Below are 25,713 nucleotides of genomic sequence, written 5' to 3'. Positions count from 1 at the left end.
TGTTGTGTCCTTTTCGTTTCGAGCGTCTTGTGTCAGAACTTCGTCTCGGAACGGCAAAGCATCTTGGACTAGTGTTGTCCAGTACCACGTTGGAGATAATGCAACTATGGACCTAGACGACGCCTACGCCAATATGCCCTATATTCCGGACGCCAATGGGTATCCGCCCCGGTGGGCGGCATCGGCCGCCGACTATCGCGATAAACTGGTCGATGCGGGGCATGCCCGGCTGGACATACCCTATGGCGATACCAAACGCACAGCATTCGACCTCTTTTTGCCGAAAGGTAAGCCACAGGGTCTGTGTGTTTTTGTGCATGGCGGATATTGGCTAAAATTCCATCGAATCTTCTGGTCCCATTTTGCCGCGGGACCCGTGGCAAGGGGATGGGCAGTGGCGATGCCATCTTATGATCTCTGCCCCGATGTGCGGATCAGCGAGATTACACGCCAGATCGCACAAGCGGTCTGTGTGGCGGCAGAGCGAGTGGCTGGCCCCATAATGCTAACCGGGCATTCGGCTGGCGGACATCTGGTCGCGCGCATGGGGCTGGCGGGGATGCTACCTGCGCCGGTTGCGGGCCGGATTGGTCATATCCTGCCGATTTCGCCTGTCTCGGACCTGCGTCCACTGATGGGAACTGCGATGAATACCGATTTTCGACTGACCGACGACGAGGCCGCAGCAGAAAGCCCGGCACTGTACCCCGCGCCGAATATGCCGGTCACAGTCTGGGTCGGCGGTGACGAACGTCCGGTTTTTCTGGATCAGGCGCGATGGCTGGCAGAGGCATGGAATGCCGCGCATGTGGTGGTGCCGGGGCAGCACCATTTCGATGTTATCGAACCGTTGCGCGATCCGCAAAGCCTGCTCGTTGAAAGGCTGCTCAATCCACACGCGCGTTGACGCCGACGCACGCCGTCAACCGAACTTTTGCTGCCATGTCGGTAGGGTATCGCCCTGCGCGGACGTTGCCAGATAGACCGCCCGCGCGATGGCGCGTGCCATACAGGTCGCGGCGGCGTGGCCCAGCATCAGAGTATCGAAAAGCGGGTCGGCCATCGGGCGTGTGCCGGTACTGGCCGCAAAGATCAGATCGCCATCCATCGGTGTGTGTGACGGCACCAACGCACGGGCGAAACCGTCATGTGCTGCCGTCGCCATGCGCGTGCATTGTGCTTGACTAAGGGCGGCGTCGGTGGCCACGATCCCGATCGTAGTATTCGCGTGTTGGCCGAGTTTGGTTACCGGGATCTGGACACCGGTATAGGCCGTCGGAACGCCGTGCCCGCCGAATTCTGCATCAATCTCGAACGGCGCTGCCCAAAAGGCATGCCCGTCCCCGACGGTGGCAGACCCCAACGCATTCACCGCCACAAGTGCACCGACCGTGTGGCCGCCGGGCAAGACCAGTGAGGCAGAGCCAAGCCCACCCTTTAGGGTGGCGGTTGTTGCGCCTGTACCAGCGCCACAAGTGCCGAGAGCAAACTGCGGTTCAGCATCCTGCAAGGCAGCGGCACCGAGGGCCTTGTACGGATTTTCGGTCCACGTCTTGTCGCCACCGTTGAGCAAATCAAAGAGGATCGCACCGGGCACAATGGGAACGCGCACGCCGCCCACGGCAAAACCGCGTCCCATGCGGCGCAATGCATCTGCCGCGCCAGAGGCCGCGTCGAGGCCGAAGGCCGACCCGCCAGACAGTGTCAGCGCATCGACCTGCTCAACCGTCTTGTCAGGGCCGAGCAGATCGGTTTCACGGGTGCCGGGGGCGCCGCCCATGACATGCACACCGGCCGTAAACGGCGCATCAGCGACCAGTACGGTCGCTCCGGATTTCAGCGTGTCATCCTGCGCGTTACCGACACGCAAACCGATGACATCGGTGATCAGGTTCAGTGGGCCGGGGTGTGCCGTCATGTGCAGTATCCTTTGAAATTGTCAGATTTATCTTGCCAGAACGTGCGAAATCGGCAAGGAGAAGGACAGGATCGGGGCGATGGCGTCGCCCGCCCTGTCGGGCCAAGATCCCTTATATCCCACAGTCCTGAACGCCGGGACCTTTCTTTGATTAGGAGGGTCGAAATGACTGCACGTCCTGAAATGTACCGTTTGCACAATGGTGAGAAGGCTCCGCTGGCCTTTGAAGTCTCGGAATACGAGGCGCGGGTGGCGGGCCTGCGCAAAATCATGGCAGCACAGGGTGTCGATGCTGCCGTGTTCACGTCGATGCACAACATCGCCTACTATAGTGGTTTCCTCTACTGTTCGTTTGGTCGTCCTTACGGGTTGGTTGTTACCGCATCCGAATGCGTGACGATTTCGGCAGGCATTGACGCGGGTCAACCTTGGCGGCGGTCGTTCTGCGACAACATCACCTATACTGACTGGCAGCGTGACAATTACTGGCGCGCGATCTGCTCTGTTTCGGGCGAAGGCAAAGTGGTCGGTTATGAAGGCGATCACCTGACGCTGGTGCAGCAAAGCAAGATGAATGCGTTTCTGAAGCCGTCGAAGGCGATCGATCTGGCCGACGCGACCATGCGCCAGCGTATGCATAAGTCACCTGCCGAAATTGCATTGATCCGCAAATGTACTGCCATCGCGGATGTTGGGGGTTATGCGATCAAGGATGCGGTGAAAATCGGCGCGCGAGAGATCGACGTGGCCATTGTCGGCCGTGATGCGATGGAACTGGAGATTGCCCGCGTTTTCCCCGATGCAGAATATCGCGATACGTGGGTCTGGTTCCAGTCCGGTGTCAACACCGACGGCGCGCACAATCCCGTCACGGCCCGCAAGCTGGAATATGGCGATATCCTGAGCCTCAACACGTTCCCGATGATCTCGGCCTATTACGTTGCGCTGGAACGCACAATGTTTGTCGGCGAAGTGGACGCAGCCAGCCGAAAAATCTGGGAGGCCAACGTGGCCGCCCATGAATACGGCATGAGCCTGCTGAAGCCCGGCGTCAGCTGTGCGGAAGTCACGCATAAGATCAACGACTTCTTCGAAGAGCGCCAGTTGCTGCAATACCGTACATTTGGCTATGGTCATTCGTTCGGTATCCTCAGCCATTACTATGGACGCGAGGCCGGTCTGGAACTGCGCGAGGATATCGACACGGTACTGGAGCCGGGAATGGTCATCTCGATGGAGCCGATGCTGACTCTGCCAGAGGGTCAGCCGGGTGCAGGTGGCTACCGTGAACATGACGTTCTGGTGATCACCGAGGACGGCAACGAGAACATCACGGGCTATCCATACGGGCCCGATTTCAACGTTGTTGGATAGCCGTACTATCCAAACCTAAAACCTAAAGGGCGGTCCGGATACCGGGCCGCCCTTTTCAAATCCTTCACTTGCGGTTTGCGCTGCTCAAACCATTGCAAATATTCGCGCGGGCCCGCCCGATCCGCCCTTGTGTTTGGGCGCGCCGATAACCAGCGTTGCCCCGCTGGCAGGCATCTTGTCCAGATTGGCAAGGCATTCGATCCCAAAACGTCCCGAGGAAAGCCACGCGTAATGAGTCGCGAAATCGGCCGAGATTCCATGATCCAGTGAGAGCGTGTCGACGGCAATGGATCCTGCGCCGGTCTCCTCCAACAGCATCTGTGCGGCCTCGACGTGAAAGCCGGGAAAATGCATCGCTTCGCCGTCGAAATTGCGAAAACCATCGCCGCCGACCTTTGGCCCCCAGCCCGAGTGGAGCGCAACACATGCGCCATCGGGGATGTCGCCGTTTGCCTCTATCCATGCGCGCAGATCATCCGGCGTGACTTGGGTATCCGCGTCGTCTGCGGCGCGGGCGGCGATGTCGACTACGCAGAGCGGGGCAACGAGACTGCTGACCGGGATCTCATCCACAGACGCACCATCGGCCGAGAAATGCATCGGCGCGTCAATATGCGTGCCGGTGTGTTCGTTGATCGACAGGTTGAATAGGTTGAACCCATGTTCGGCGAAGTTGAACGCCTGATCGGCGGCAAACCCCGGCTCGCCGAAAAAGGTCGGGAATTCGGCGCTGAGTGTATGGGTCATGTCCTCTACACTGCTGTGCCCGGCGGCCAGCGCGGGCGGTGCAGAGGCACTGGCCAGCGCGACGCCGGCCCCGGCAGCGGCGGACAGTTGGAAGAAGTTGCGACGGGACAGCATGCGGTCCTTGACCGCGTTCATCACACAGGCATTACACATTTTCGGGTCTCCTCTGTTGTCATGGGATGAGCGTAACACCGAAACTCTGCCTTGCGATGAGAATCCGCAGATGACTGGATTTTTGGCCTGTATGCGCCCATCTAGACAGGGTGAGCGCGTACCAAGAGTGGACAAATGCGCGCCAAGCAGTAGACAGAAAAGGCAGGGGTGCGAAATACCGGGGGAAGCGCAGACATGTTGGCATTGCTGAGATTGATGGTCTTTGGCTTTCTTTTTCTGAGCGTGATTTATGTCGCGTTGTCGTTCTATTCGCGGTCCGTGCGGACGGGCAAGCTGCGCAAGCAGTGGGAAGAAGAGGGCCAGCCCGGAGAGCGCGACGTGTTTGTGGATGCCGGGCTAAAGGAGTATGACGGATCGGTTCGGCGCAAACTGATCCTGCTGGTCTATATCGTGCCGATCACGGTGATGAGTACAATCATCTACCTGACGAATTTCAATTAAGGGGGCCGCGATGGTCTATGTGAAGTTGGTGTTCTGGGGCACGTTTTGGGTGCTGATAGCGGCATTTTTCCATTATACGCTGCCACAGCATGACATTGCCCGGATCACGGACACCTATGAAAAACGCGTGGATTTTGGCGAGAATTCGATATTTTGGTCCAGTCCGGATGTGGGCAGTGCCACCGATACGATCAACCGCGATGTCTTTTTCATTCAGGCGTTCCGGACCAACGATAAGCCAATGATCTATCGCAACGAAGATACCGGTTGGGGGTGGCCACCCTATTTCAAATTCGACACCAGCAACCTGCAAGCCGAAGCAGCAGACCTGATTTCCAAAAAGAACGCTGCGAATGCGCAATGGGTCGTGATCAAGCACTACGGCTGGCGCAACGAATTCATGTCGATCTTTCCCAACGCGATCAGCGTCCGCGCAGTAGATAGCCCAGATGTGCGGATTATCCCTTGGCTGAACATATTTATCCTGACCGTGTTTGCTGCGTTTTGCTGGGGTATCCGTGTGCGCTGGAAACGGTTCCGGCGGAATAAGGTTGATCCGTTGGTGGACGATTACACTGACGGCTGGGGTTAGGCAGATCAGCCGCAGAATTCGCATTGTCCTGTTCAGGCCAGATTGCGTGCTGGATAAGTCCAGTCTAACGTCGTGTCATGACAATCTCGGTCGAGACATTTTTCCTGAATTCGGATGCGCAGGGCACGTTGCAGGCGCAGATCCAGCAGATGATTGCCGAAGGCATTCTGTCTGGTCGGTTTACCAAGGGTGAAAAGCTGCCGTCATCGCGCAGGCTGGCCGCGCATCTGGGCGTGAGCCGGATCACTGTGACGCTGGCCTATACCGAGTTGCAGGCGAATGACTATCTGACCGCGCGGGACCGGTCCGGGTTTTTTGTATCCGACAACGCACCAGAACCGCCGCGCTTTGTGCCGCGTCACCCGCGGCAGGATCGTATTGATTGGGGGCGTGCGTTAGGCCGACGCTTTACCGGTGGGGCGACACCAGTAAAACCGCAGGACTGGTCGAGCTATCGCTATCCATTTATTTACGGGCAGGCCGATCCCAAGCTGTTCGATCACGCCAATTGGCGGCATTGCGCCTTGCGGGCGCTGGGACAGAAGGATTTTCTGGCGTTGACCACGGATTACTATGATCAGGACGATCCAAAACTGATCGAGTTCGTTGCGCGCCACACACTACCTCGTCGGGGGATTCTGGCAGAACCAGACGAGATTCTGATCACCATGGGCGCGCAGAACGCCCTGTGGCTGACAGCGCAGGTATTGTTGACGCAGCGGCGGACCGCCGTGGTCGAAGACCCATGTTATCATGCGCTGCGCGATATCCTGACCCAGTCGCGGTGCCATCTGACGGCGGTGCCGGTGGATCAGGACGGGTTGCCGCCGAGTGCGCTGCCCGAACAGGCCGACGTGATCTTTACCACGCCGAGTCACCAGTGCCCGACCAATGCGACCATGCCGATGACCCGGCGCAAGGCGCTGCTGAAAAAGGCGCGAGATATGGATGCTCTGATCGTCGAGGACGACTACGAGTTCGAAATGGCGTTTCTCGCGTCGCCTTCCCCATCGCTGAAGTCGCTCGACCGGGATGGGCGGGTGATCTATGTCGGAAGCTTCTCCAAGTCGATCTTTCCCGGGTTGCGGCTGGGTTATCTGGTCGGCCCTCGGCCCTTTATCCGAGAGGCGCGGGCGCTGCGGGCCAGCGTACTGCGCCATCCGCCGGGGCATATGCAGCGCACGGCGGCCTATTTTCTGAGCCTCGGACATTATGATAGCCTGATCCGCAAGATGAGCCAAGTCTACGCTGGCCGTCGCGAGGTGATGGAGCGTGCACTGGCACAGCACGGTCTGAGTATTGCCGGGCGTGGCGTCTTTGGCGGGTCGTCGATCTGGATGAGGGCACCGGGTGGCGTCGATATGACCGAGGTGAACGACAGGTTGCGGTCCCACGGCGTCCTGATTGAGCCGGGCGCGCCGTTCTTTCACGGTGATGATCCGGCGCGCAACTTTTACCGATTGGCCTATTCATCGATTCCTGCGGATCGCATCACGGTCGGTGTAGAACTGATTGCCAGAGAATTGGCCGGGCGGGCTTGATAGGATCCAAAAGTGAGACTGAATCGCTCAAAAATAAGCAGCTTGGATATACCCGACATATGCAACTGGCCCTAGAATGGGGGCTGATCTGGCAGTAGTTTGCAGCCAGAATTCTGATGAATACGCGCGACGCGCTCCAGCCCGAGGACAGCCCGATGAAAATGACCACCGAAGAAGCTTTTGTCAAAACACTACAAATGCACGGGATCGAACATGCGTTTGGCATCATCGGCTCTGCTTTTATGCCGATTTCGGATATTTTCCCAGATGCGGGCATCACGTTCTGGGACTGCGCGCACGAGGGCTCGGGCGGGATGATGGCCGACGGGTACACTCGGGCGACTGGAAAAATGTCGATGATGATCGCGCAGAACGGGCCGGGCATTGCCAACTTCGTGACCGCAGTAAAAACGGCATACTGGAACCATTCTCCGCTCTTGCTGGTCACGCCACAGGCCGCAAACAAGACGCTGGGACAGGGTGGATTTCAGGAAATCGAACAGATGAACATGTTCGCGGATTGCGTTGCCTATCAGGAAGAGGTGCGCGATGCATCCCGTGTGGCCGAAGTGCTGAACCGGGTGATCCTGAACGCCAAGCGCGCCAGTGCGCCCGCGCAGATCAACATGCCGCGCGATTTCTGGACGCAGGTGATCGACATCGACCTGCCGCAGATTGTCGAATTCGAGCGCCCCGGTGGAGGTGAGACGGCACTGAACGAGGCGGCTGAAATGCTGTCGAACGCCAAGTTCCCGGTCATTCTGAACGGGGCTGGTGTGGTTCTGGGTGGGGCCATCGACACGTCAATAGCACTGGCCGAGCGTTTGGATGCGCCAGTCTGTGTCGGCTACCAGCACAATGATGCCTTTCCCGGCTCGCATCCCCTGTTTGCCGGGCCGCTGGGCTATAACGGGTCCAAGGCGGGTATGGAGTTGATCAGCAAGGCGGATGTGGTTCTGGCGCTGGGCACACGGCTGAACCCGTTTTCGACTCTGCCAGGATATGGAATCGACTACTGGCCCAAGGACGCCAAGATCATTCAGGTCGATATTAACCCCGATCGCATCGGGCTGACCAAGAAGGTCAGCGTGGGCATCATCGGCGACGCCAAGAAGGTGGCCACTTCGATCATGGCCAAACTGACGGATGATGCGGGTGACGCAGGCCGTGAAGAGCGCAAAGCACTCATCGCCAAGACCAAATCGGCATGGGCGCAGGAACTGACCTCGATGGATCACGAGCAGGACGATCCGGGCACCACATGGAACGAGCGCGCGCGCGGTGCCAAGCCTGACTGGCTGAGCCCGCGCAAGGCATGGCGCGCGATTCAGTCCGCGTTGCCCAAGGAAGCGATCATCAGTTCGGACATCGGCAATAACTGTGCCATCGGCAATGCCTATCCCAGCTTTGAGGCGGGGCGCAAATATCTGGCACCCGGTCTCTTTGGACCCTGTGGCTATGGCCTGCCATCGGTTGTCGGTGCCAAGATAGGCTGCCCGGATGTGCCGGTCGTCGGTTTCTCGGGTGACGGCGCGTTCGGCATCGCGGTGACGGAACTCACCGCCATTGGTCGCGAGGAATGGCCCGCGATTACCCAGATCGTATTCCGCAACTATCAGTGGGGTGCGGAGAAGCGCAACTCTACCCTGTGGTATGACGATAATTTTGTCGGGACCGAGCTGGACGAACAGGTCAGCTATGCCGGGATCGCAACGGCTTGCGGGCTAAAAGGTGTGGTCGCGCGTACTCAGGACGAACTGACCGATGCCCTCGCACAGGCGATCAAAGACCAGATGGAAAACGGCGTGACCACGCTGATCGAGGCGATGATCAATCAGGAACTGGGAGAGCCATTCCGCCGTGACGCGATGAAAGCGCCGGTGGCGGTGGCAGGCATCAGCAAGGACGACATGCGCCCGCAGCAGGTCTGATGTGATGTCGGCTGCTGCGAATTCAGGGATGATCCTCGTTTTGAACGCGGGATCGTCCTCGATCAAATTCGCCCTTTATGATCAGAGTTTGGAACGGGTTCTGTCGGGGATTGCGGACGAGATCGGCGGCGCGTCCTCGCTCTGTGTCGGGTCAGACCGCAAGTTAATCGGGCTACCGGATCATGCGGCAGCACTGTCTGTCATCCTCGATAATCTACCAGTGCAGGTGGGGGATCTGTCTGCGGTGGGGCATCGTGTTGTGCATGGCGGTAGCGACCTGACGGCACCGTGTCGTGTGACCCCCGCAGTCCGGGACCGGATCAAGGCAAATTCGGCGCTGGCGCCATTGCACAATCCGCATAACCTTGCAGCCATTGATCGACTGACTGCCCTCGTCCCAGAAGTGCCGCAGGTGGCCTGCTTTGATACAGCGTTTCACGCGACTAATCCATCTGTCGCTGTACAATACGCGGTGCCGCCGGACGTCACCGCGCGTGGTATACGGCGTTATGGGTTTCACGGGCTGTCCTATGCAGGGCTGGTTGCGTCCGTGCGACATGCGACCGGCACGCCGTTGCCAACCCGGTTATTGGCGCTGCATCTGGGCAACGGGGTTTCGCTCTGTGCGATTCACGAGGGAAAGTCAGTTGCCTGCACCATGGGGTATTCGCCGGTGAGTGGTCTTACCATGGGGACGCGCGTGGGCGAGATTGATGCCAATGCGGTTCTGCGGCTGGTCGAGGAGGACGGCATTGATGCAACGAGTGGGTTGTTGAACCACGAAAGCGGGTTAAGGGGTCTGTCTGGCGGGGTGTCAGACATGCGTGCGCTGCTCGCGGAGGACACCGAAGCGGCCCGTTTTGCCGTCGCGCATTTCTGCTATTGGGTCGCACGGCAGGCGGGGTCGATGATGGCTGCCATGGGAGGGGTGGATGCCATCGCCTTTACCGGCGGGATCGGAGAAAACGGCTCGGACATACGCCAGCGTATTTTGGCGGCGTTGGATTGGGCGGGCGCCACCTTGGACGTCGATGCCAATGCGTTGCATGCTACAGTGATCAGCCTCTGCGATGCTGCGATCCCGGTCTGGATCATACCGGCGGATGAAGAACGCCAGATCGCGCGCCACGTCAGTGAGGTATTGGCGGCCTGAGGCATAGCCGCGTCAGTGTGCCGGGTGTGTGAGCTAAGCCCACCTGAGGGGCTGCATAAGAGTTTAGGAAAAGGGGTCGTCTGCGCGTGCGGCGTGGCCTAACGTAACAGCCGGAAGAGACAGGAAGCCTACATGACGCAAAATCCTCCGAAACTCGACACCTCGCCACCGGTTTCGGACGAAGTGCGCCGCACCACCTGTTACATGTGCGCCTGCCGTTGCGGCATCAATGTGCATATGAAGGATGGCAAGGTCGCCTATATCGAGGGCAATCGAGATCATCCGGTCAACAAAGGCGTTCTATGTGCCAAGGGCAGTGCTGGCATCATGCAGGTCAATGCACCCTCGCGCCTGCGCGCGCCGCTGAAACGGGTCGGCCCGCGCGGGTCGGGCGAATTCGAGGAAATCAGCTGGGACGAAGCACTGGACCTCGCGACCGACTGGCTCGCGCCCATTCGACAGAAGAACCCCGAGAAACTGGCGTTTTTCACCGGGCGCGATCAGAGCCAGAGTTTTACCAGCCTGTGGGCGCAGAGTTTTGGTACACCCAACTATGCTGCGCATGGCGGATTCTGTTCGGTCAACATGGCGGCGGCTGGCATTTATACGATGGGCGGCGCATTCTGGGAATTTGGCCAGCCCGATTGGGATCATACGAAGCTGTTCATGCTGTTTGGTGTGGCCGAGGATCATGACAGCAACCCGATCAAGATGGGATTGGGCAAGATCAAGGCGCGCGGTGCGCGGGTGATCGGGGTCAACCCGATCCGCTCTGGTTATAACGCGATTGCTGACGACTGGGTCGGGATCACGCCGGGCACCGATGGACTGTTTATCCTGTCATTGATCCACGAGCTGATGAAGGCGGGCAAGATCGATCTTGATTACCTCGCGCGCTACACCAACGCGCCGGTGCTGTTAAATGGCGATCCGAAATCACCTGAATTCGGCCTGTTCCTGCGCGACGATAACGGCAAGCCGCTGGTGATCGACCGTAGAACGGGCAAGCTGGCGGCGTTTGATCAGCCCGGCATACGCCCCGATCTGGGTGCTACGCACCGCGCCGCTGGCGTCACGCACCGCCCGGTGATGCATCTGATGGCCGAACGCTATCTGGATAAACAATACGCTCCGGAAGCGGTGGCTGAGCGGTGTGGCATCAAGCCGGAGAAGATCAAGGCAATCGCAGCCGAGATCGCCCGCGTTGCCTTTGACGAGGCGTTCGATCTGGATATTGAGTGGACAGATTTTCGTGGCGAGACGCATAAGACGATGCAAGGCCGCCCGGTCAGCTTTCATGCGATGCGGGGGATTTCGGCACATTCCAACGGGTTCCAGACCTGCCGCGCGCTGCATGTATTGCAGATCATCCTTGGCACCGTCGAAGTGCCCGGCGGTTTCCGGTTCAAACCGCCATATCCAAAGCCGGTCAGCGCCCACCCCAAGCCGCATGTCGGCGTGAATGCCGGCGCACCGCTAAACGGGCCCCATCTGGGCTTTGTGCAAGGGCCAGAAGATTTAGCCCTGAAGGATGACGGTACGGCCGCACGTATCGACAAGGCGTTCACATGGGAAAACCCGATGTCGAGCCACGGGATGATGCATATGGTCATCTCGAACGCCCATGCAGGCGATCCGTACAAGATCGACACCCTCTTTCTCTACATGGCGAATATGTCATGGAATTCCTCGATGAACACGGCTGGCACGATGGAGATGCTGACGGACACGGATGAGAATGGCGATTATGTGATCCCGCGCGTCATCTATTCAGATGCCTACAGCTCGGAGATGGTCGCCTATGCTGATCTGATCCTGCCTGATGCCACATATCTGGAGCGCCATGACTGCATTTCGCTACTGGACCGGCCAATCTGCGAGGCGGATGCTGCCGCTGACGCGATCCGCTGGCCGGTGATCGAGCCGGATAGAGATGTGCGCGGGTTTCAATCGGTCCTGTGCGAATTGGGCGCGCGTCTGGGCCTGCCGGCTTTTACCGATGCGGATGGCAGCCAGAAATACGAAGATTACGCTGATTACATCACCAATCACGAACGACGCCCCGGCATCGGCCCGCTGGCGGGCTGGCGGATGGGTGAAAATGGGTTGCAGCATGGGCGCGGCAGTCCGAACGCGGCACAACTTGATGCCTATATCAAGAATGGCGGATTCTTTGCCGAGCACATTCCGGAGGGCGCGAACTACTACAAACCGTGGAACACCGCCTATCAGGATTGGGCTGTGGGGATGGGGCTGTTTGACAGCCCGCAGCCCTACATCTTTGATCTATATGTTGAGCCGATGCGTAAATTTCAGCTGGCTGCAGAAGGACATGGCGACCGGCAACCACCCGATCACCTGCGTGATCGGATCAAGCAGACGCTTGACCCACTGCCGCGCTGGTATCCGGCGCTGGAGGACGCGCATGTTGACACAGGCGAATACCCCATTCATGCCCTGACCCAACGCCCGATGGCCATGTATCACAGCTGGGGCACGCAGAATGCATGGCTACGCCAGATCCATGGGCGCAATCCGCTCTATGTGCCGACCAAAATCTGGCAGGCCAACGGATTTGTCGAAGGTGACTGGGCGCGCGTCAGCTCGCATCACGGCGACATCACGGTGCCGGTTGCGCATATGGCGGCGCTGAACGAAAACACAGTCTGGACGTGGAATGCGATTGGCAAGCGCAAGGGCGCCTGGGCGCTGGACGAAGATGCGCCCGAGGCGAACGAGGGGTTCTTGTTGAACCACCTCATCCACGAACTGCTGCCCGAACGCGGCGATGGCATGCGTTGGTCCAATTCGGATCCGGTGACGGGGCAGGCGGCGTGGTTCGATCTGCGCGTCAAGATCGAAAAGGTGCAGGCCCCGCAAGAAGCCAAGCCAGCATTCAGCCCACTCAAATCACCCGTCGGAACGGGGCCGGATACGCTGGTCTGGAAGGTGGGGAAATGAAGCATCTTCTGACCGAAAATATACCGGGGGACGTTGAGAAATCTCCTGTCGTTCAACGCTGGGGGCTGGCCCCCGTGCACGCCCTGACAAAGCATGGAGCGCCAACATGACCACGCTTCCTCAAACAACGAAAAAGAAGCTCGGGCTGGTGATCGACCTCGACACCTGTGTGGGATGCCATGCGTGTGTGATCAGTTGCAAAGGCTGGAATACCGAGAATTATGGCGCACCGTTGAGTGATCAGGACCCGTACGGCGCCGCGCCATCGGGCACGTTCCTGAACCGCGTACACAGCTATGAAGTGCAGCCGCTGGCGACCTCTGCAATGCCGCACCCGGCAGCGCAGCTGGTCCATTTTCCGAAATCCTGCCTGCATTGCGAGGATGCGCCTTGTGTGACCGTCTGCCCGACCGGAGCCAGCTATAAACGGGTCGAGGATGGGATTGTTCTGGTCAATGAAAGCGATTGCATCGGATGCGGGTTATGCGCGTGGGCATGCCCCTACGGCGCGCGCGAGATGGATGCCGAGGAAGGTGTGATGAAGAAATGCACGCTTTGCGTTGACCGGATTTACAATGAAAACCTGCCGGAGGTGGATCGCGAGCCAGCCTGTGTGCGCACCTGTCCTGCGGGCGCGCGGTATTTCGGCGATTTTGCCGATCCGGACAGCAACGTGAGCCGACTGACGGCCGAACGTGGTGGCATGGACCTGATGCCCGAACAGGGCACGAAACCTGTCAATCAATACCTGCCGCCCCGCCCGAAGGACCAGATGGATCAAATTGATGTGCTGGCCCCGTTTCTGGAAACGGTAATGGACGAACCGACGGGCTTTCTTGGCTGGCTTGATCGTACACTGGAGAAACTCTAATGTATCCGGCACCGTCTGTTATCGTCTTTACCACCCTGTCGGGGCTGGGTTTCGGTCTGCTGTTCTGGTTGGGGATCGGATTGCCCGATGTACGTGGCTGGACAGCGTTTGCATTTTTCGTGATTGCCTATCTGTTGGCCGTTGGCGGACTGATTTCATCGACCTTTCACCTGGGCCACCCGGAGCGGGCATTGAAAGCATTTACGCAATGGCGCTCGTCCTGGCTGAGCCGGGAGGGATGGGCCGCAGTCACGGCGCTGGTGGCGATGGGGGTATTCGGCACTGGGCTGGTGTTCCTAGACGAGCGTTGGAGCGTGATGGGCTGGATCGGCGCAGTGCTGTCTCTGGGCACGGTTTATACCACCTCGATGATCTACGGCCAGATGAAGACAATTCCACGCTGGAGAACACCGCTGACGTCGGCGCTCTATCTGGCGATTGCACTGGCGGGGGGCGCGCTGTTGGCGGGGCAAGTTACATTCGCGCTGATCCTGCTGCCGGTGGCCGCAGTGGTGCAAGTGCTGTGGTGGCGACATGGCGATGGGGCATTGGCCGCGAGCGGGACAAATTTGGCGACTGCGACGAGGCTGGCCAAGGATGGCGCAACCGTGCGCGCGTTCGAACCGCCACATACCGGAACCAACTACTTGTTGCGTGAGTTCGTGCATGTGATCGGCCGTAAACATGCGCAAAAGCTGCGGTTGTTCGCACTTGGGGCAGGCTATGTCCTGCCAGTCGTCTTGCTGTTGTTACCGTTCGCGCATCTGTTTGCGCTGCTAGCGGTTGTGAGCCATCTGGCAGGCGTCGCGACCTCGCGCTGGTTGTTCTTTGCGGAAGCCGAGCATGTGGTCGGGCTATACTATGGGAAGCGAGACGCGTGACCTGATTGAGCGCGTCTGCGCCGCGCGCATTTTCACTATTTGCGTTCACGCAGTTGGGGGCTTTGCCCAACGTTGAAAATTTGGGAAATTTTCAACGTTCCCCAGGGTATTTACCCAAGAAAAAGCACAGGTTCTGTGATGGTTCTGCGTATGAAAAAGGCCCCGCCGGGTGAGGGCGGAGCCTAGTGTATTTTCTAACCTAGCGGACGATCAATCGTCGCTTGGTTTCAGCGCTGCGCCGAGGATATCGCCAAGCGATGCGCCGGAGTCCGAGCTGCCATATTGTTCGACGGCTTCTTTTTCTTCGGCGATCTCACGAGCCTTGATCGACAGACCCAGACGGCGGGTCTTGCTGTCGACATTGGTCACGCGCACGTCGACCTTGTTGCCGACAGAGAAGCGATCGGGACGCTGTTCGGCGCGGTCACGGCTGAGGTCGGAACGACGGATGAACGACTTCATGCCCTCGTATTCGACCTCGACGCCGCCATCCTCGATCGAGGTGACCTCGACCGTGATGATCGAGCCGCGTTTGACGCCGCCAACGGCTTCGGCAAACTTGTCACCGCCGAGTGCCTTGATCGAAAGCGAGATGCGTTCCTTGTCAGTGTCGACTTCGGAAACGACCGCCTGAACGATATCGCCCTTGCGGAAGTTCTGGATCGCATCTTCGCCGCGCTCGTCCCAGCTGATGTCGGAAAGGTGAACCATGCCGTCGATTTCGCCGTCGAGGCCGATGAACAGGCCAAATTCGGTGATGTTCTTGACTTCGCCTTCGACCTCGGTGCCTTCGGGGTGCGTTTCTGCAAACACTTCCCAAGGGTTGCGCATGGTCTGCTTGAGACCGAGCGACACGCGGCGTTTGGTCTGGTCAATTTCCAGTACCATGACTTCGACTTCCTGAGAGGTCGACACGATCTTGCCGGGGTGCACGTTCTTCTTGGTCCAGCTCATTTCGCTGACGTGAACGAGGCCTTCGACGCCCGGCTCCAGTTCAACAAACGCACCATAGTCGGTGATGTTGGTTACGCGACCGGTGTGGGTCGATTCCAGCGGATACTTGGCTGCCACCAGATCCCACGGATCGTCCTGCAGCTGTTTCATGCCGAGGCTGATGCGGTGGGTTTCCTTGTTGATCTTGATGACTTGCACCTTGACCGTTTCGCCGATGGCGAGGATCTCGGACGGGTGGTTGACCCGGCGCCATGCCATGTCGGTCACGTGCAGCAGGCCGTCGACACCGCCGAGGTCCACGAACGCACCGTATTCGGTGATGTTCTTGACCACGCCGTCGACGTTCTGACCCTCGGTCAGGTTGCCGATGACTTCGGCACGCTGTTCCGCGCGGCTTTCTTCGAGGATTGCACGGCGCGAGACGACGATGTTGCCGCGGCGACGGTCCATTTTCAGGATCTGGAACGGCTGCTTGAGACCCATCAGCGGGCCGGCATCGCGCACGGGGCGTACATCGACCTGACTGCCGGGCAGGAAGGCCACGGCGCCGCCGAGATCGACGGTAAAGCCACCTTTGACACGGCCAAAGATCGCGCCTTCGACGCGGGCATCGTCGGCGTATGCTTTTTCCAGGCGGTCCCATGCTTCTTCGCGGCGAGCCATTTCGCGGGAAATGACGGCTTCACCGCGAGAGTTCTCTGCCGAGCGCAGGAATACTTCGACTTCGTCGCCGACCGAAATATCTGGTGCTTCACCGGGATTTGCGAATTCTTTGAGCTCGACGCGGCCTTCCATCTTGTAGCCGACGTCGATGATGGCTTGGCCCGCTTCGACAGCGATGACTTTGCCTTTGACAACTGTACCCTCTTCGGGCGTGTCCATTTCGAAGCTTTCGTTCAGGAGGGCTTCGAATTCCTCCATAGATGTGTTCTCAGCCATGTGGCGTTTCAATCCTAACTAGTGTTGTGTCTGGCCGTGCGGTTGTCTCCGCCGGTCTTGAGGGTTTCGTTGGTCGGGCGATTCGCAAAACAAAGAGGGCCGGAGGAGTCCCGACCCTGCTCGCGCTCATATGCTTTGCGGTGTTGATCACCGTGCTGACGGCTGCGCATATACGTCAGATGGAGGGCGGGATCAAGCCCCGCAGCTATAACCGTGCCATAACGCTGAAGAACTGCGCCTAGGTTTTGCGTGCAGCGTTAACCTCGGTGATTGCGGCAGCGACGGCCTCTTCGATTGTCAATTGAGACGTATCCAGATGCACAGCGTCTTCGGCTGGTTTCAGCGGCGCAGTGGCGCGGGCGCTGTCGCGGGCGTCGCGTTGGCGCAGGTCCTCAAGAACGGCACCATAGGTGATGTCGTGGCCTTTTCCCGTCAGTTCGATATGCCGGCGCGCGGCGCGGATATCATCCGAGGCCGTGACGTAGAGTTTCACCTCGGCTTCGGGGCAGATCACTGTGCCGATATCACGCCCATCAAGCACTGCACCGCCATCCCGGCGGGCAAATGCGCGCTGAAAATCGACCAGTGCCGCGCGGACTTCGGGGATAGCGGCAACACGACTGGCGGCTTGCGCAACCTCGGGCGAGCGCAGGTCCTGTGCATCAAGATCATCGGCTCGAAGCGCGCGGGCGGCTTCGATCGGGGTCAGCCCGTCCAGAGTGCGGCGCCCTGTGGCCCGGTAGAGTAGACCGGTGTCTAGATGACCAAACCCGAAATGCGCCGCGACCTGTCTTGCCACGGTGCCCTTGCCTGCCGCTGCAGGGCCGTCGATTGCAACTGTGAACGCCATGATGTCTCCGATTTGATCCGAACCTTTGGTATGGCATCGGTGCGTTCGGCTCAAGGTGCCAAGCGGCGTATTGGTGAGAGGCCGCGTGTTCTGCGTAACCCCCTAAGGCACTGGACGAGGGTACGCTGCGCGCCTAGGGTGCCCGCGGCAAAGGAGGGCAGCACATGGCCGTTGGAAAAAATATCCGAACCTATTTCAAAGGGTCATGGCATGACGGCGACACGCCGATCATTCATGCTGCGGATCACGGTGCATGGCTTGGCTCGAACGTGTTCGACGGGGCGCGGCTGGTCAACGGACTGACGCCGGACCTTGATCTTCATTGCGCACGGGTTAATCGGTCAGCAGAGGCGTTGATGCTGACGCCGACCGTCAGCACCGAGGACATGGTTGCACTGATCAAGGACGGCCTGAAGGCCTATCCGATCGGAGCGGCGGTTTACATTCGGCCTATGTACTGGGCAGCGGACGGCGGTTATTCGGCGATTATCCCGGAGGCATCAAGCACGCGGTTTGCCGTGGCGTTGGAAGAAATTCCGATGCCAGCCGCAGATGCCGCCACCACGTTGACGCGCACACAGTTTCGTCGTCCCACGCTGGACAGCGCCGTGGTGAACGCTAAGGCGGCGTGTCTGTACCCGAATAATGCGCGTATGTTGGCAGAGGTTCGCGCCAAGGGGTTCGGAAATGCGCTGGTGGCGGATGCGTTGGGAAATGTCGCCGAAACCGCGACTGCGAACGTGTTCATGGTGCGTGACGGTGAGGTGTTTACCCCGGTGCCGAACGGTACGTTTCTGGCGGGGATCACCCGCGCGCGTCATATCGACAATATGCGCCGCGAGGGGATGATGGTGCATGAAAAAGTGCTGAGCTTTGCCGATTTCGAGAACGCAGACGAGGTTTTCCTGTCCGGCAACATGAGCAAGGTCACGCCAGTGACCGAATTCGACGGGCGCAATTATCAAGTAGGACCTGTGACCAAATCAGTGCGCGAGATGTATTGGGACTGGGCCGCGTCAAGCGCCACTTGAGCGGGCGCACCTGCTTTGACGTTCTGACCGCTGTGCCGATCTGGTTCCCGCTGGCATGAGCGTGCCTTAGTGCGGTGGTTGATCACTCGGATGTAGGCGTAGCGAACTTGCGCGGGTTAGCAGAGCTTTCGACCTTGTCTGCCTCACTATCTGATGGAATGGCATTGGCCGACAGTGAAGACAATTCAACAGCCGCCAGCAGGCGGGTTTGGTCAAGTTGTTCGGCGAGCGCCTCCAGATCGTTTTGCAGAGCAAACGAGCGCAGGTCAGTCAAAATATCAAGTATCCATTCGTTGTTCATCTGCGCTCCGGATTGCTATCGGTTACGACGTTCAATGTGGTCTCGAACAGATAGAAGGCAAAACGCTTTAATGGATCGTTAATCGGCGACCGGCTGGACAGAACTTGACCCAAATAGAAGCGCCCGCGAACCGTTTTCAGATCCGCGGGCGTTTATTTTAGACGTGAAACGCTTGATTAGCTGCGTGCCTCCAGAACATCTTCGACTGTTCTGAGGCCGGTTTTAGGGGCCTGCACAAGTACGGCCATATTACCGGGCTTATGCTCATTGCGCATCATTTTCATATGCGCGGCGGGTAGGTCATCCCAGCTGAATACTTCGGACATGCACGGATCAAGGCGGCGCTCCAACATTAGCTTGTTGGCGCTGGCGGCCTGCTTGAGATGGGCAAAGTGGCTGCCTTGCACGCGCTTCTGGTGCATCCACAGATAGCGTACGTCAAAGGTGCAGTTGAACCCGGTGGTGCCGGCGCAGATCACGACCATGCCGCCCTTCTTGCAGACCAGCGTGGAGACGGGGAACGTCGCCTCGCCGGGATGCTCGAACACCATGTCGACGTTGTTGCCCTTGCCGGTGATGTCCCAAATCGCCTTGCCAAACTTGCGCGCTTCTTTGAACCAATCGGCATATTCGGGTGTATTCACCGTTGGCAATTGCCCCCAGCAATTGAAATCCTTGCGGTTGATGACGCCCTTGGCACCTAGGTCCATTACGAACTGGCGTTTATCCTCTTCCGAAATGACGCCAATGGCGTTGGCGCCGGCCGTGTTGATCAACTGGATCGCATAAGAGCCGAGACCACCGGAAGCGCCCCAGACCAGAACGTTCTGACCGGGCTTCAGATCATGTGGTTCGTGGCCAAAGAGCATCCGGTAGGCGGTCGCCAATGTCAGTGTGTAACAGGCCGACTCTTCCCATGTCAGGTGTTTGGGGCGCGGCATTAGCTGTTGGGCCTGCACGCGGGTGAACTGGCTGAAACTGCCATCCGGAGTTTCGTAACCCCAGATGCGTTGTGAGGTGGAATACATCGGATCGCCACCGTTGCACTCTTCGTCGTCGCCATCGTCCTGATTGCAGTGAATGACGACTTCATCGCCCACCTTCCAGCGTTTCACCTTGTCGCCCACGGCCCACACGATACCGGACGCATCGCTGCCCGCGATATGATAGGGCTGCTTGTGCCCGTCGAAGGGGCTAATCGGCAGGCCGAGTGCAGCCCAGACGCCGTTATAGTTGACGCCCGCCGCCATCACCAAAACCAACACTTCGTTGCTGTCCAGCGTCGGGACATCGACGACTTCGACCTGCATCGCGGTGTCCGGCTCGCCATGGCGTTCCCGGCGGATCGCCCACGCGTACATCTGTTTGGGCACGTACCCCATCGGAGGCATTTCACCCATGTCATACAGGTCTTTTTCCGGCGCGGTGTAGGCGGCGATGCCGGGTTCGGTGTCCAGAGCCATGATCAGCGTTCCTCGTATCGTTATGTGGCGGGCGAAAGTTGTCGTTTATGCGTTTTGCCGCGATGCAGAATCGCGACGTCTTGCCTTGGAATACGCATGGATACGCAATAATGCAATGCCTTGAGGTGAGTTTTTGTAACTTTATGACCCAGCGGTCGCAGCAATTTACTTTGCGAGCGCAGCATCATCCGCAAAGAAATGGGTAATTGAGTTTGCGTAAAAGGCCAGAACGTCGCGTTCTGTCTCAACCGCCTGCCAGCCATCCGGTGTTTTCTCGATCAGTTGGCGTTGCGCAAGTGATCTGAGCGCGTGGTCGATTGCACGCGGCAGGGTTGCGGGGGAAACCAATGGTGTCTCTGTCGTAGCGGTTTCGGCCGTTTCGATGATGGCAGCCTGAAGCGCGGCTGCATTCAATGGTCCGTCTGCACGCAGCATGACCCGTGCGAGCATTGGCACAAACAGGAGCGGCATCGCGTTTTTGATCCGTCCCATCAGGTCGTCACCTAACAGATTGACGGACGGAGTATCACCATAATCGCTCAGCTTTATCGGTTCTGCAAAAATCACTGCGGCGACACCGAAACGCTGAAACTTGCCGCGTAACCGTTGCCAGACCATTTTCCCCATGAACCGCACAATGACCGACATACGCGCGCGAAAGCGCCGGGTACCGCTTGCGTCAGCCTCGACCAGAACGCGATCTTCGAGCACACGATCATAGTTGATCGCGACAGGGACAAAGACAACGTCGCGCTCGCCCGGTTGCCAGGCTTCGACAACGTAGGAGAGCAGGCCAAGCTTGGGCGGTTTGGTCAGCCCATCGACGCTGAGCCCCCCTTCGGGAAAGATCGCCTGCGTTACGCCGCCTCGGGTCGCCATCTGTACATAGCGTGCCAGTACCGTCCGATAGAGCCCGCCGCGCGAGCGACGGCGAATGAAATACGCGCCCATGGATTTTATCAGGCGGCTCAGTGGCCAGACGCGCGCCCATTCACCCACCGCATAGCTGAGCGCCGAAGCCCGCGCCGCAAGGGTCGTGACCAGAACGTAGTCCATATTGCTACGGTGGTTCATAATGAAAACGACCGTGGCATCCTTGTCGATCCCTTCCAGAACGGCGGTGTTTGCCAGTCCGGTGCGCACCACGTAGAGCGATCGCGCAAGCCAGTTGGCCATCCGCGTGCCAAAGCTGAAATAGGCGAAGGCGCTGAAACTGGGCACGATTTCGCGCGCATAGCGCCGCGCCTTTTGAAACGCGACATCCTCGCGCACATTGTTGCGGCGCGCATAGTCGACGATGGCCTGAGTTACCTCTGGGTCGTAAATCAACCGTTGGATCATGTCGTGTCGGCGGGCCAGCTTGAACGGTTCAATCGGACGGGTCAGACGGGTGTTCAACTGCGCCACCGCGCGTTCCAGTCTGCGACGAAAAAACCAGCGCACGGATGGAAACAGGAAATGAGACGCAAACGTCACTGCAGCGAAAGCCAGCAGCAGCAACAGCATCCAGAGCGGCATTTCGACTTTCGATGTCATGTGCGCCCCTTGTACACCATTGCCTGACTGCAAATATAGGCTGAAGGAGGGGCGGGCAACCACGATGGCCCAGATCACGATCATACCGGGGTTTCCGGACGGTCAGCGCGACCGCGCTGCGGCGCTTTACTGGCAGGCGTTCGGGGCCAAGTTGGGCCGGATCATGGCGCCCGAAGCCCGCGCATTGCACTTTTTCGAAACTATCCTCAATCCCGGTTACGCGATCTCGGCGCTGGACGCACGGGGGCGGGTGATCGGGCTGGCGGGGTTCAAGACGCAGGAAGGCAGCCTGACCGGCGGTGGGTTTCGTGATCTCGCCCGCGCCTATGGCTGGTTCGGGGCATTGTGGCGCGCGCCGGTTTTGTCGATGCTGGAGCGGCCGGTCGCTCCGGGCATACTGTTGATGGACGGGATTTGCGTTGACACGGCGGCGCGCGGGCAGGGCGTCGGCACCCGGCTGCTGGACGCGATCAAGACCGAAGCGGCACAGCGCGAGGAGACCCATGTCCGGCTGGACGTGATCGACATCAACCCGCGGGCACGTGCGCTGTATGAGCGGCAGGGTTTCGTCGCGCAGGGCACCGAGGACATCGGGCCGCTGCGCCACCTGCTCGGGTTCAGCAAGGCAACGCGGATGCGTTACACGCTCTGACGGTTACTTCGTGTCAATGGCTGCCAACAGGCCGCGCATCGGTGTCTGATCGACCGCGATCAATCCGCGCCGTGGTCTGTCTAGGTCGATGATCATGAACACCAAGAGCACGATCAGACCGACCATCAGGTATACGGGCGTGGCCGGGCGTGTGCCCGCAACACCCGAAGAATAGCCCAGCATTGTACCCGACAGGATAAAGGTGAGGAACATCATCATCAGCACCACTTCGGGTACGTGCCGCTCGATTGCCGCATCGCGACTGCCGAGCGCGTCGATCATGTCATTCAGCGCATTGCCATAGGCCACCGTCGCCGGGCCGCCGGTTGAACGCGCCACCTCGGCCGCTTGCGCCCAAAGCTCAGCAAACGCGGCTTCGGCATTGGCGACCAGACGATCGCGGCGTTGCTGGTTGTCGGCAGACACTTCGCCAGCCTCGACACGCAAACGCAGATAGCGGCGCAGATCGCTGCGTGCTTCGTCCTGCGCGGCGTCGGGCAGGTAGTCGATCCGCAGCCATGCGGTGCCAATGGCGTTTGCCTCTGATACCACGGCACCCGAACGGTCATCGTGTCGGGAAAGTGCGAGCGAAAAAGTAAAACCCAAAAGCAGCGCCAGCAGACCAAGCAATGAGCCTTGCACCGCGGTTGCCTGCGAGCGCAATTCGTCGGTGGCGCTGCGCTGGCGTTTTTGGCCGATCAGGTAACCGACTGCCATCCCGATCAGCATCAGGATCATCAGTGCAACTGCAATATGAATGCTGTCGATATCGTACATCAATTCTCTTTGTCCGATCATGGCGGGGCCCTTTTTGGTGGTGCCAATCGGCACCGGCAGGCCGACGCGCTGCCGTAATCTCAGGCAAATGTGCGGTCAAGTGGCTGGTGCCGGGTGACGGTAGAGAGTAGGAACGTGTTGCTGCGATGCAGCGAATTGACATCGGTATAAAGTTCCAAGTATCAATCGCACAACGTAAGAAAATTGCGCAACAGATTCACGAGGCCCGCCAATGTCGCACTCGCAGAAAGATCAGCAGAACAACCGCCCGGATCGTCCGTGGCTTATCCGGACTTATGCGGGGCATTCCACGGCAGAGGCGTCGAATGCGCTTTATCGGGCGAATCTGGCCAAGGGGCAGACCGGCCTGAGTGTGGCGTTCGATCTGCCGACGCAGACCGGTTACGACAGCGATCATGTTCTGGCGCGTGGCGAGGTGGGGAAGGTTGGCGTACCGGTCTGCCATCTGGGCGACATGCGCAGTCTCTTTGCGGATATCCCGCTGGACCAGATGAACACGTCGATGACGATCAACGCGACTGCACCGTGGCTGCTGGCGCTCTATATCGCCGTGGCAGAGGAACAGGGTGCCGATGTGGCCGCTCTGCAAGGGACTGTACAGAACGACCTGATCAAGGAATACCTGTCGCGCGGCACCTATATCTGCCCGCCCAAGCCGTCGCTGAAGATGATCGGTGATGTCGCCGAATACTGCTATACCAACGTGCCGAAATGGAACCCGATGAACGTGTGTTCCTATCACTTACAAGAGGCAGGAGCGACGCCAGAACAAGAGCTGGCCTTTGCGCTGGCCACGGCCATCGCGGTTCTGGACGAATTGAAGCCGCGCGTGCCGGATGCTGATTTTCCGGCGCTGGCAGGGCGGATTTCGTTCTTTGTCAACGCAGGCATCCGGTTCGTGACTGAGATGTGCAAGATGCGTGCCTTTGTCGATCTGTGGGATGAAATTCTGGCCGAGCGGTATGGCGTTGAAGATCCCAAATTCCGCCGTTTTCGCTATGGCGTACAGGTCAACAGCCTCGGCCTGACCGAGCAGCAGCCCGAAAACAACGTTTACCGCATCCTGATCGAGATGCTGGCAGTGACGCTATCGAAAAATGCGCGCGCGCGCGCCGTGCAGTTGCCCGCGTGGAACGAGGCGCTGGGCCTGCCGCGCCCTTGGGATCAGCAATGGTCGATGCGGATGCAGCAGATTCTGGCCTACGAGACTGATTTGCTGGAGTTCGACGACCTCTTTGATGGTAACCCGGCAGTCGACGCCAAGGTTGAAGCGCTGAAAAATGGTGCGCGGCACGAATTGGCGACGCTGGGTGGCATGGGCGGCGCGATCGGGGCGATCGACTACATGAAGGCGCGTCTGGTCGACAGCAATGCCGAACGCCTGAACCGGATCGAACGCAACGAGACGGTCGTGGTCGGCGTGAACAAGTACACCGAAGGCGAACCCAGCCCACTGCAAACCGAGGATGGCGGTATCATGGTCGTCGATCCGGCGACCGAGGCCGAACAGATCGGTCGACTGGAGGCGTGGCGCGCCGAGCGGGACGCGGGCGCGGTAAAGGACGCGCTGGCAGCATTGCGTGCGGCGGCCGACGCCGGCGAGAACATCATGCCAGCGTCAATCAAGGCGGCCCGCGCAGGCGTGACTACGGGCGAGTGGGCCGCGCAGATGCGCGCGGTCTATGGCGAATATCGCGGCCCGACAGGTGTATCGGCCAGCGTGTCGAACAAGACCGAAGGACTGGAGCATATCCGTGATGCCGTGGATACGGTTTCGGGCCGTTTGGGGCGGCGGCTGAAGTTCCTTGTGGGTAAGCCGGGGCTGGACGGACATTCCAACGGGGCCGAACAGATCGCATTCCGGGCGCGCGATTGCGGCATGGATATCGGCTATGATGGTATCCGTCTGACACCTGAACAGATTGTCAGTGCCGCGCAAGAGGATGGCGCGCATGTGGTGGGGCTGTCTATCCTCAGTGGCAGTCACCTGCCGCTGGTCGAGGATCTGATGATCCGCATGCGCGATGCGGGGCTCGGCAGCGTGCCGGTAATTGTCGGCGGGATCATCCCGGACGAGGATGCGCGACGGTTGCTGGAAATGGGCGTCGCACGCGTATACACGCCCAAGGATTTCGAACTGAATACGATTATGATGGACATCGTGACACTGGCCGACCCACAGGCGGTGGCTGCGCAGTAGCGAGGTCAACCCTCTATCGGTTGGTATATGAGGTCAGTGATTGCCTGCTTTGATCCGGGCAGTGCTTTGCGCTTGGGGTGCGGCGGTGACGACGGTGGGGCTGGCAACGATAACCGGGTCCGCCGGGACAGCATCGGCCTGCCAGCAATGGGCGTCATAGACTGGGCAACCAGCAAGCAGCATCGTTCCGTGGGTGCTGACCCGAGCGAAAAGTAGAGAGAGGCACCACTTGACCGTCTTACCCGGTCGGTATCGCGCGAATGTGCCCGCGAGCGCACTGACGCCAAGATGCCGACAGGTTCGCAGACAACATGCGTCATGTCGCGTGTCGTCGCACTGACGGTACTGGCCCCGCGTGACGCAAGCGGCTAGCCTGTGGAAGATCTATGTCTGGAGGTTCTTTAT

At 59.3% G+C, this 25,713-nt stretch carries 22 protein-coding genes; 13 read left to right on the top strand and 9 right to left on the bottom strand.

Annotated elements, in window-relative coordinates:
- Positions 1 to 106: 106 nt before the first annotated feature.
- Positions 107 to 907: a hormone-sensitive lipase gene (locus N7U68_RS09950; RefSeq protein ID WP_263049008.1), complete on the top strand. Its 801-nt coding sequence runs from the start codon at positions 107 to 109 to the stop codon at positions 905 to 907.
- Between the two features lie 15 nt (positions 908 to 922).
- Here N7U68_RS09950 and N7U68_RS09945 read toward each other — a convergent pair whose 3' ends face one another.
- Entirely contained in the window at positions 923 to 1,918 is a 996-nt protein-coding gene (locus tag N7U68_RS09945) for a P1 family peptidase (protein ID WP_263049007.1), read from the bottom strand.
- 165 nt (positions 1,919 to 2,083) lie between these two features.
- On the opposite strand from N7U68_RS09945, the gene N7U68_RS09940 reads away from it, so the two are divergent.
- Positions 2,084 to 3,292 carry an aminopeptidase P family protein gene (locus N7U68_RS09940; RefSeq protein ID WP_263049006.1) on the top strand — a complete coding sequence of 403 codons (1,209 nt, stop codon included), beginning with the start codon at positions 2,084 to 2,086 and terminating at the stop codon, positions 3,290 to 3,292.
- A gap of 84 nt (positions 3,293 to 3,376) precedes the next feature.
- Here N7U68_RS09940 and N7U68_RS09935 read toward each other — a convergent pair whose 3' ends face one another.
- Entirely contained in the window at positions 3,377 to 4,192 is an 816-nt protein-coding gene (locus N7U68_RS09935) for a cyclase family protein (protein WP_263049005.1), read from the bottom strand.
- 195 nt (positions 4,193 to 4,387) lie between these two features.
- On the opposite strand from N7U68_RS09935, the gene N7U68_RS09930 reads away from it, so the two are divergent.
- From N7U68_RS09930 to N7U68_RS09895, 8 genes are all read left to right on the top strand, one after another.
- Positions 4,388 to 4,654, top strand: coding sequence for a hypothetical protein (locus tag N7U68_RS09930; protein WP_165195930.1), 267 nt, complete (start codon positions 4,388 to 4,390; stop codon positions 4,652 to 4,654).
- Between the two features lie 10 nt (positions 4,655 to 4,664).
- Positions 4,665 to 5,246 (top strand): DUF1523 family protein, encoded by a 582-nt coding sequence (locus tag N7U68_RS09925; RefSeq protein ID WP_165195932.1) that lies wholly within the window; start codon positions 4,665 to 4,667, stop codon positions 5,244 to 5,246.
- A 77-nt stretch (positions 5,247 to 5,323) separates the two neighbouring features.
- Positions 5,324 to 6,787, top strand: coding sequence for a MocR-like pyridoxine biosynthesis transcription factor PdxR (gene pdxR / locus N7U68_RS09920; RefSeq protein ID WP_263049004.1), 1,464 nt, complete (start codon positions 5,324 to 5,326; stop codon positions 6,785 to 6,787).
- A gap of 155 nt (positions 6,788 to 6,942) precedes the next feature.
- Positions 6,943 to 8,718 (top strand): sulfoacetaldehyde acetyltransferase, encoded by a 1,776-nt coding sequence (gene xsc, locus N7U68_RS09915; RefSeq protein WP_165197934.1) that lies wholly within the window; start codon positions 6,943 to 6,945, stop codon positions 8,716 to 8,718.
- A 28-nt stretch (positions 8,719 to 8,746) separates the two neighbouring features.
- Positions 8,747 to 9,871 (top strand): acetate/propionate family kinase, encoded by a 1,125-nt coding sequence (locus N7U68_RS09910; protein ID WP_263049003.1) that lies wholly within the window; start codon positions 8,747 to 8,749, stop codon positions 9,869 to 9,871.
- A 132-nt stretch (positions 9,872 to 10,003) separates the two neighbouring features.
- A complete protein-coding gene (locus N7U68_RS09905; protein WP_263049002.1) occupies positions 10,004 to 12,832 on the top strand; it encodes a molybdopterin oxidoreductase family protein in 2,829 nt (942 codons plus the stop codon).
- 106 nt (positions 12,833 to 12,938) lie between these two features.
- Positions 12,939 to 13,703, top strand: a complete 765-nt coding sequence (locus N7U68_RS09900) for a 4Fe-4S dicluster domain-containing protein (protein ID WP_263049001.1) — start codon at positions 12,939 to 12,941, stop codon at positions 13,701 to 13,703.
- The gene (locus N7U68_RS09895; RefSeq protein WP_263049000.1) at positions 13,703 to 14,584 is read left to right on the top strand and encodes a dimethyl sulfoxide reductase anchor subunit family protein; all 882 of its coding nucleotides are present in this window, start codon (positions 13,703 to 13,705) and stop codon (positions 14,582 to 14,584) included. The genes N7U68_RS09900 and N7U68_RS09895 overlap by 1 nt, the downstream gene beginning before the upstream one ends.
- A 210-nt stretch (positions 14,585 to 14,794) precedes the next feature.
- Here the strand turns inward: N7U68_RS09895 and rpsA are convergent, their stop codons facing one another.
- Both rpsA and N7U68_RS09885 read right to left on the bottom strand, forming a co-directional pair.
- Positions 14,795 to 16,477 carry a 30S ribosomal protein S1 gene (gene rpsA, locus N7U68_RS09890; protein WP_206295698.1) on the bottom strand — a complete coding sequence of 561 codons (1,683 nt, stop codon included), beginning with the start codon at positions 16,475 to 16,477 and terminating at the stop codon, positions 14,795 to 14,797.
- Positions 16,478 to 16,715: 238 nt separating this feature from the next.
- Entirely contained in the window at positions 16,716 to 17,327 is a 612-nt protein-coding gene (locus N7U68_RS09885) for a (d)CMP kinase (protein ID WP_165195944.1), read from the bottom strand.
- A gap of 164 nt (positions 17,328 to 17,491) precedes the next feature.
- Here N7U68_RS09885 and N7U68_RS09880 point away from each other — a divergent pair, with 164 nt between their 5' ends.
- Positions 17,492 to 18,358, top strand: coding sequence for a branched-chain amino acid aminotransferase (locus N7U68_RS09880; RefSeq protein WP_165195946.1), 867 nt, complete (start codon positions 17,492 to 17,494; stop codon positions 18,356 to 18,358).
- Between the two features lie 82 nt (positions 18,359 to 18,440).
- On the opposite strand, the gene N7U68_RS09875 is transcribed toward N7U68_RS09880, so the two are convergent.
- The 3 genes from N7U68_RS09875 to N7U68_RS09865 all read right to left on the bottom strand — a co-directional run bounded on the left by N7U68_RS09875 (position 18,441) and on the right by N7U68_RS09865 (position 21,658).
- A complete protein-coding gene (locus N7U68_RS09875; protein ID WP_263048999.1) occupies positions 18,441 to 18,659 on the bottom strand; it encodes a hypothetical protein in 219 nt (72 codons plus the stop codon).
- Positions 18,660 to 18,835: 176 nt separating this feature from the next.
- A complete protein-coding gene (gene ccrA / locus N7U68_RS09870) occupies positions 18,836 to 20,122 on the bottom strand; it encodes a crotonyl-CoA carboxylase/reductase (protein WP_263048998.1) in 1,287 nt (428 codons plus the stop codon).
- A 165-nt stretch (positions 20,123 to 20,287) separates the two neighbouring features.
- A complete protein-coding gene (locus N7U68_RS09865) occupies positions 20,288 to 21,658 on the bottom strand; it encodes a 1-acyl-sn-glycerol-3-phosphate acyltransferase (protein ID WP_263048997.1) in 1,371 nt (456 codons plus the stop codon).
- 64 nt (positions 21,659 to 21,722) lie between these two features.
- Here N7U68_RS09865 and N7U68_RS09860 point away from each other — a divergent pair, with 64 nt between their 5' ends.
- Positions 21,723 to 22,310 (top strand): GNAT family N-acetyltransferase, encoded by a 588-nt coding sequence (locus N7U68_RS09860; protein ID WP_263048996.1) that lies wholly within the window; start codon positions 21,723 to 21,725, stop codon positions 22,308 to 22,310.
- 3 nt (positions 22,311 to 22,313) lie between these two features.
- Here N7U68_RS09860 and N7U68_RS09855 read toward each other — a convergent pair whose 3' ends face one another.
- Positions 22,314 to 23,108 (bottom strand): bestrophin-like domain, encoded by a 795-nt coding sequence (locus N7U68_RS09855; protein ID WP_165195954.1) that lies wholly within the window; start codon positions 23,106 to 23,108, stop codon positions 22,314 to 22,316.
- 211 nt (positions 23,109 to 23,319) lie between these two features.
- Between N7U68_RS09855 and N7U68_RS09850 the strand changes: the two genes are divergently transcribed.
- Positions 23,320 to 25,308, top strand: coding sequence for an ethylmalonyl-CoA mutase (locus N7U68_RS09850; protein ID WP_165195956.1), 1,989 nt, complete (start codon positions 23,320 to 23,322; stop codon positions 25,306 to 25,308).
- 33 nt (positions 25,309 to 25,341) lie between these two features.
- On the opposite strand, the gene N7U68_RS09845 is transcribed toward N7U68_RS09850, so the two are convergent.
- Complete coding sequence (locus N7U68_RS09845) at positions 25,342 to 25,491, bottom strand: hypothetical protein (RefSeq protein ID WP_263048995.1); 150 nt, start codon at positions 25,489 to 25,491, stop codon at positions 25,342 to 25,344.
- Positions 25,492 to 25,713 lie beyond the last annotated feature (222 nt).

The organism is Roseovarius pelagicus, from assembly GCF_025639885.1.
GTDB classification, from domain to species: domain Bacteria; phylum Pseudomonadota; class Alphaproteobacteria; order Rhodobacterales; family Rhodobacteraceae; genus Roseovarius; species Roseovarius pelagicus.
Note: the sequence above shows the minus strand (reverse complement) of the source record. Positions and strands in the feature narration are given on the sequence as shown.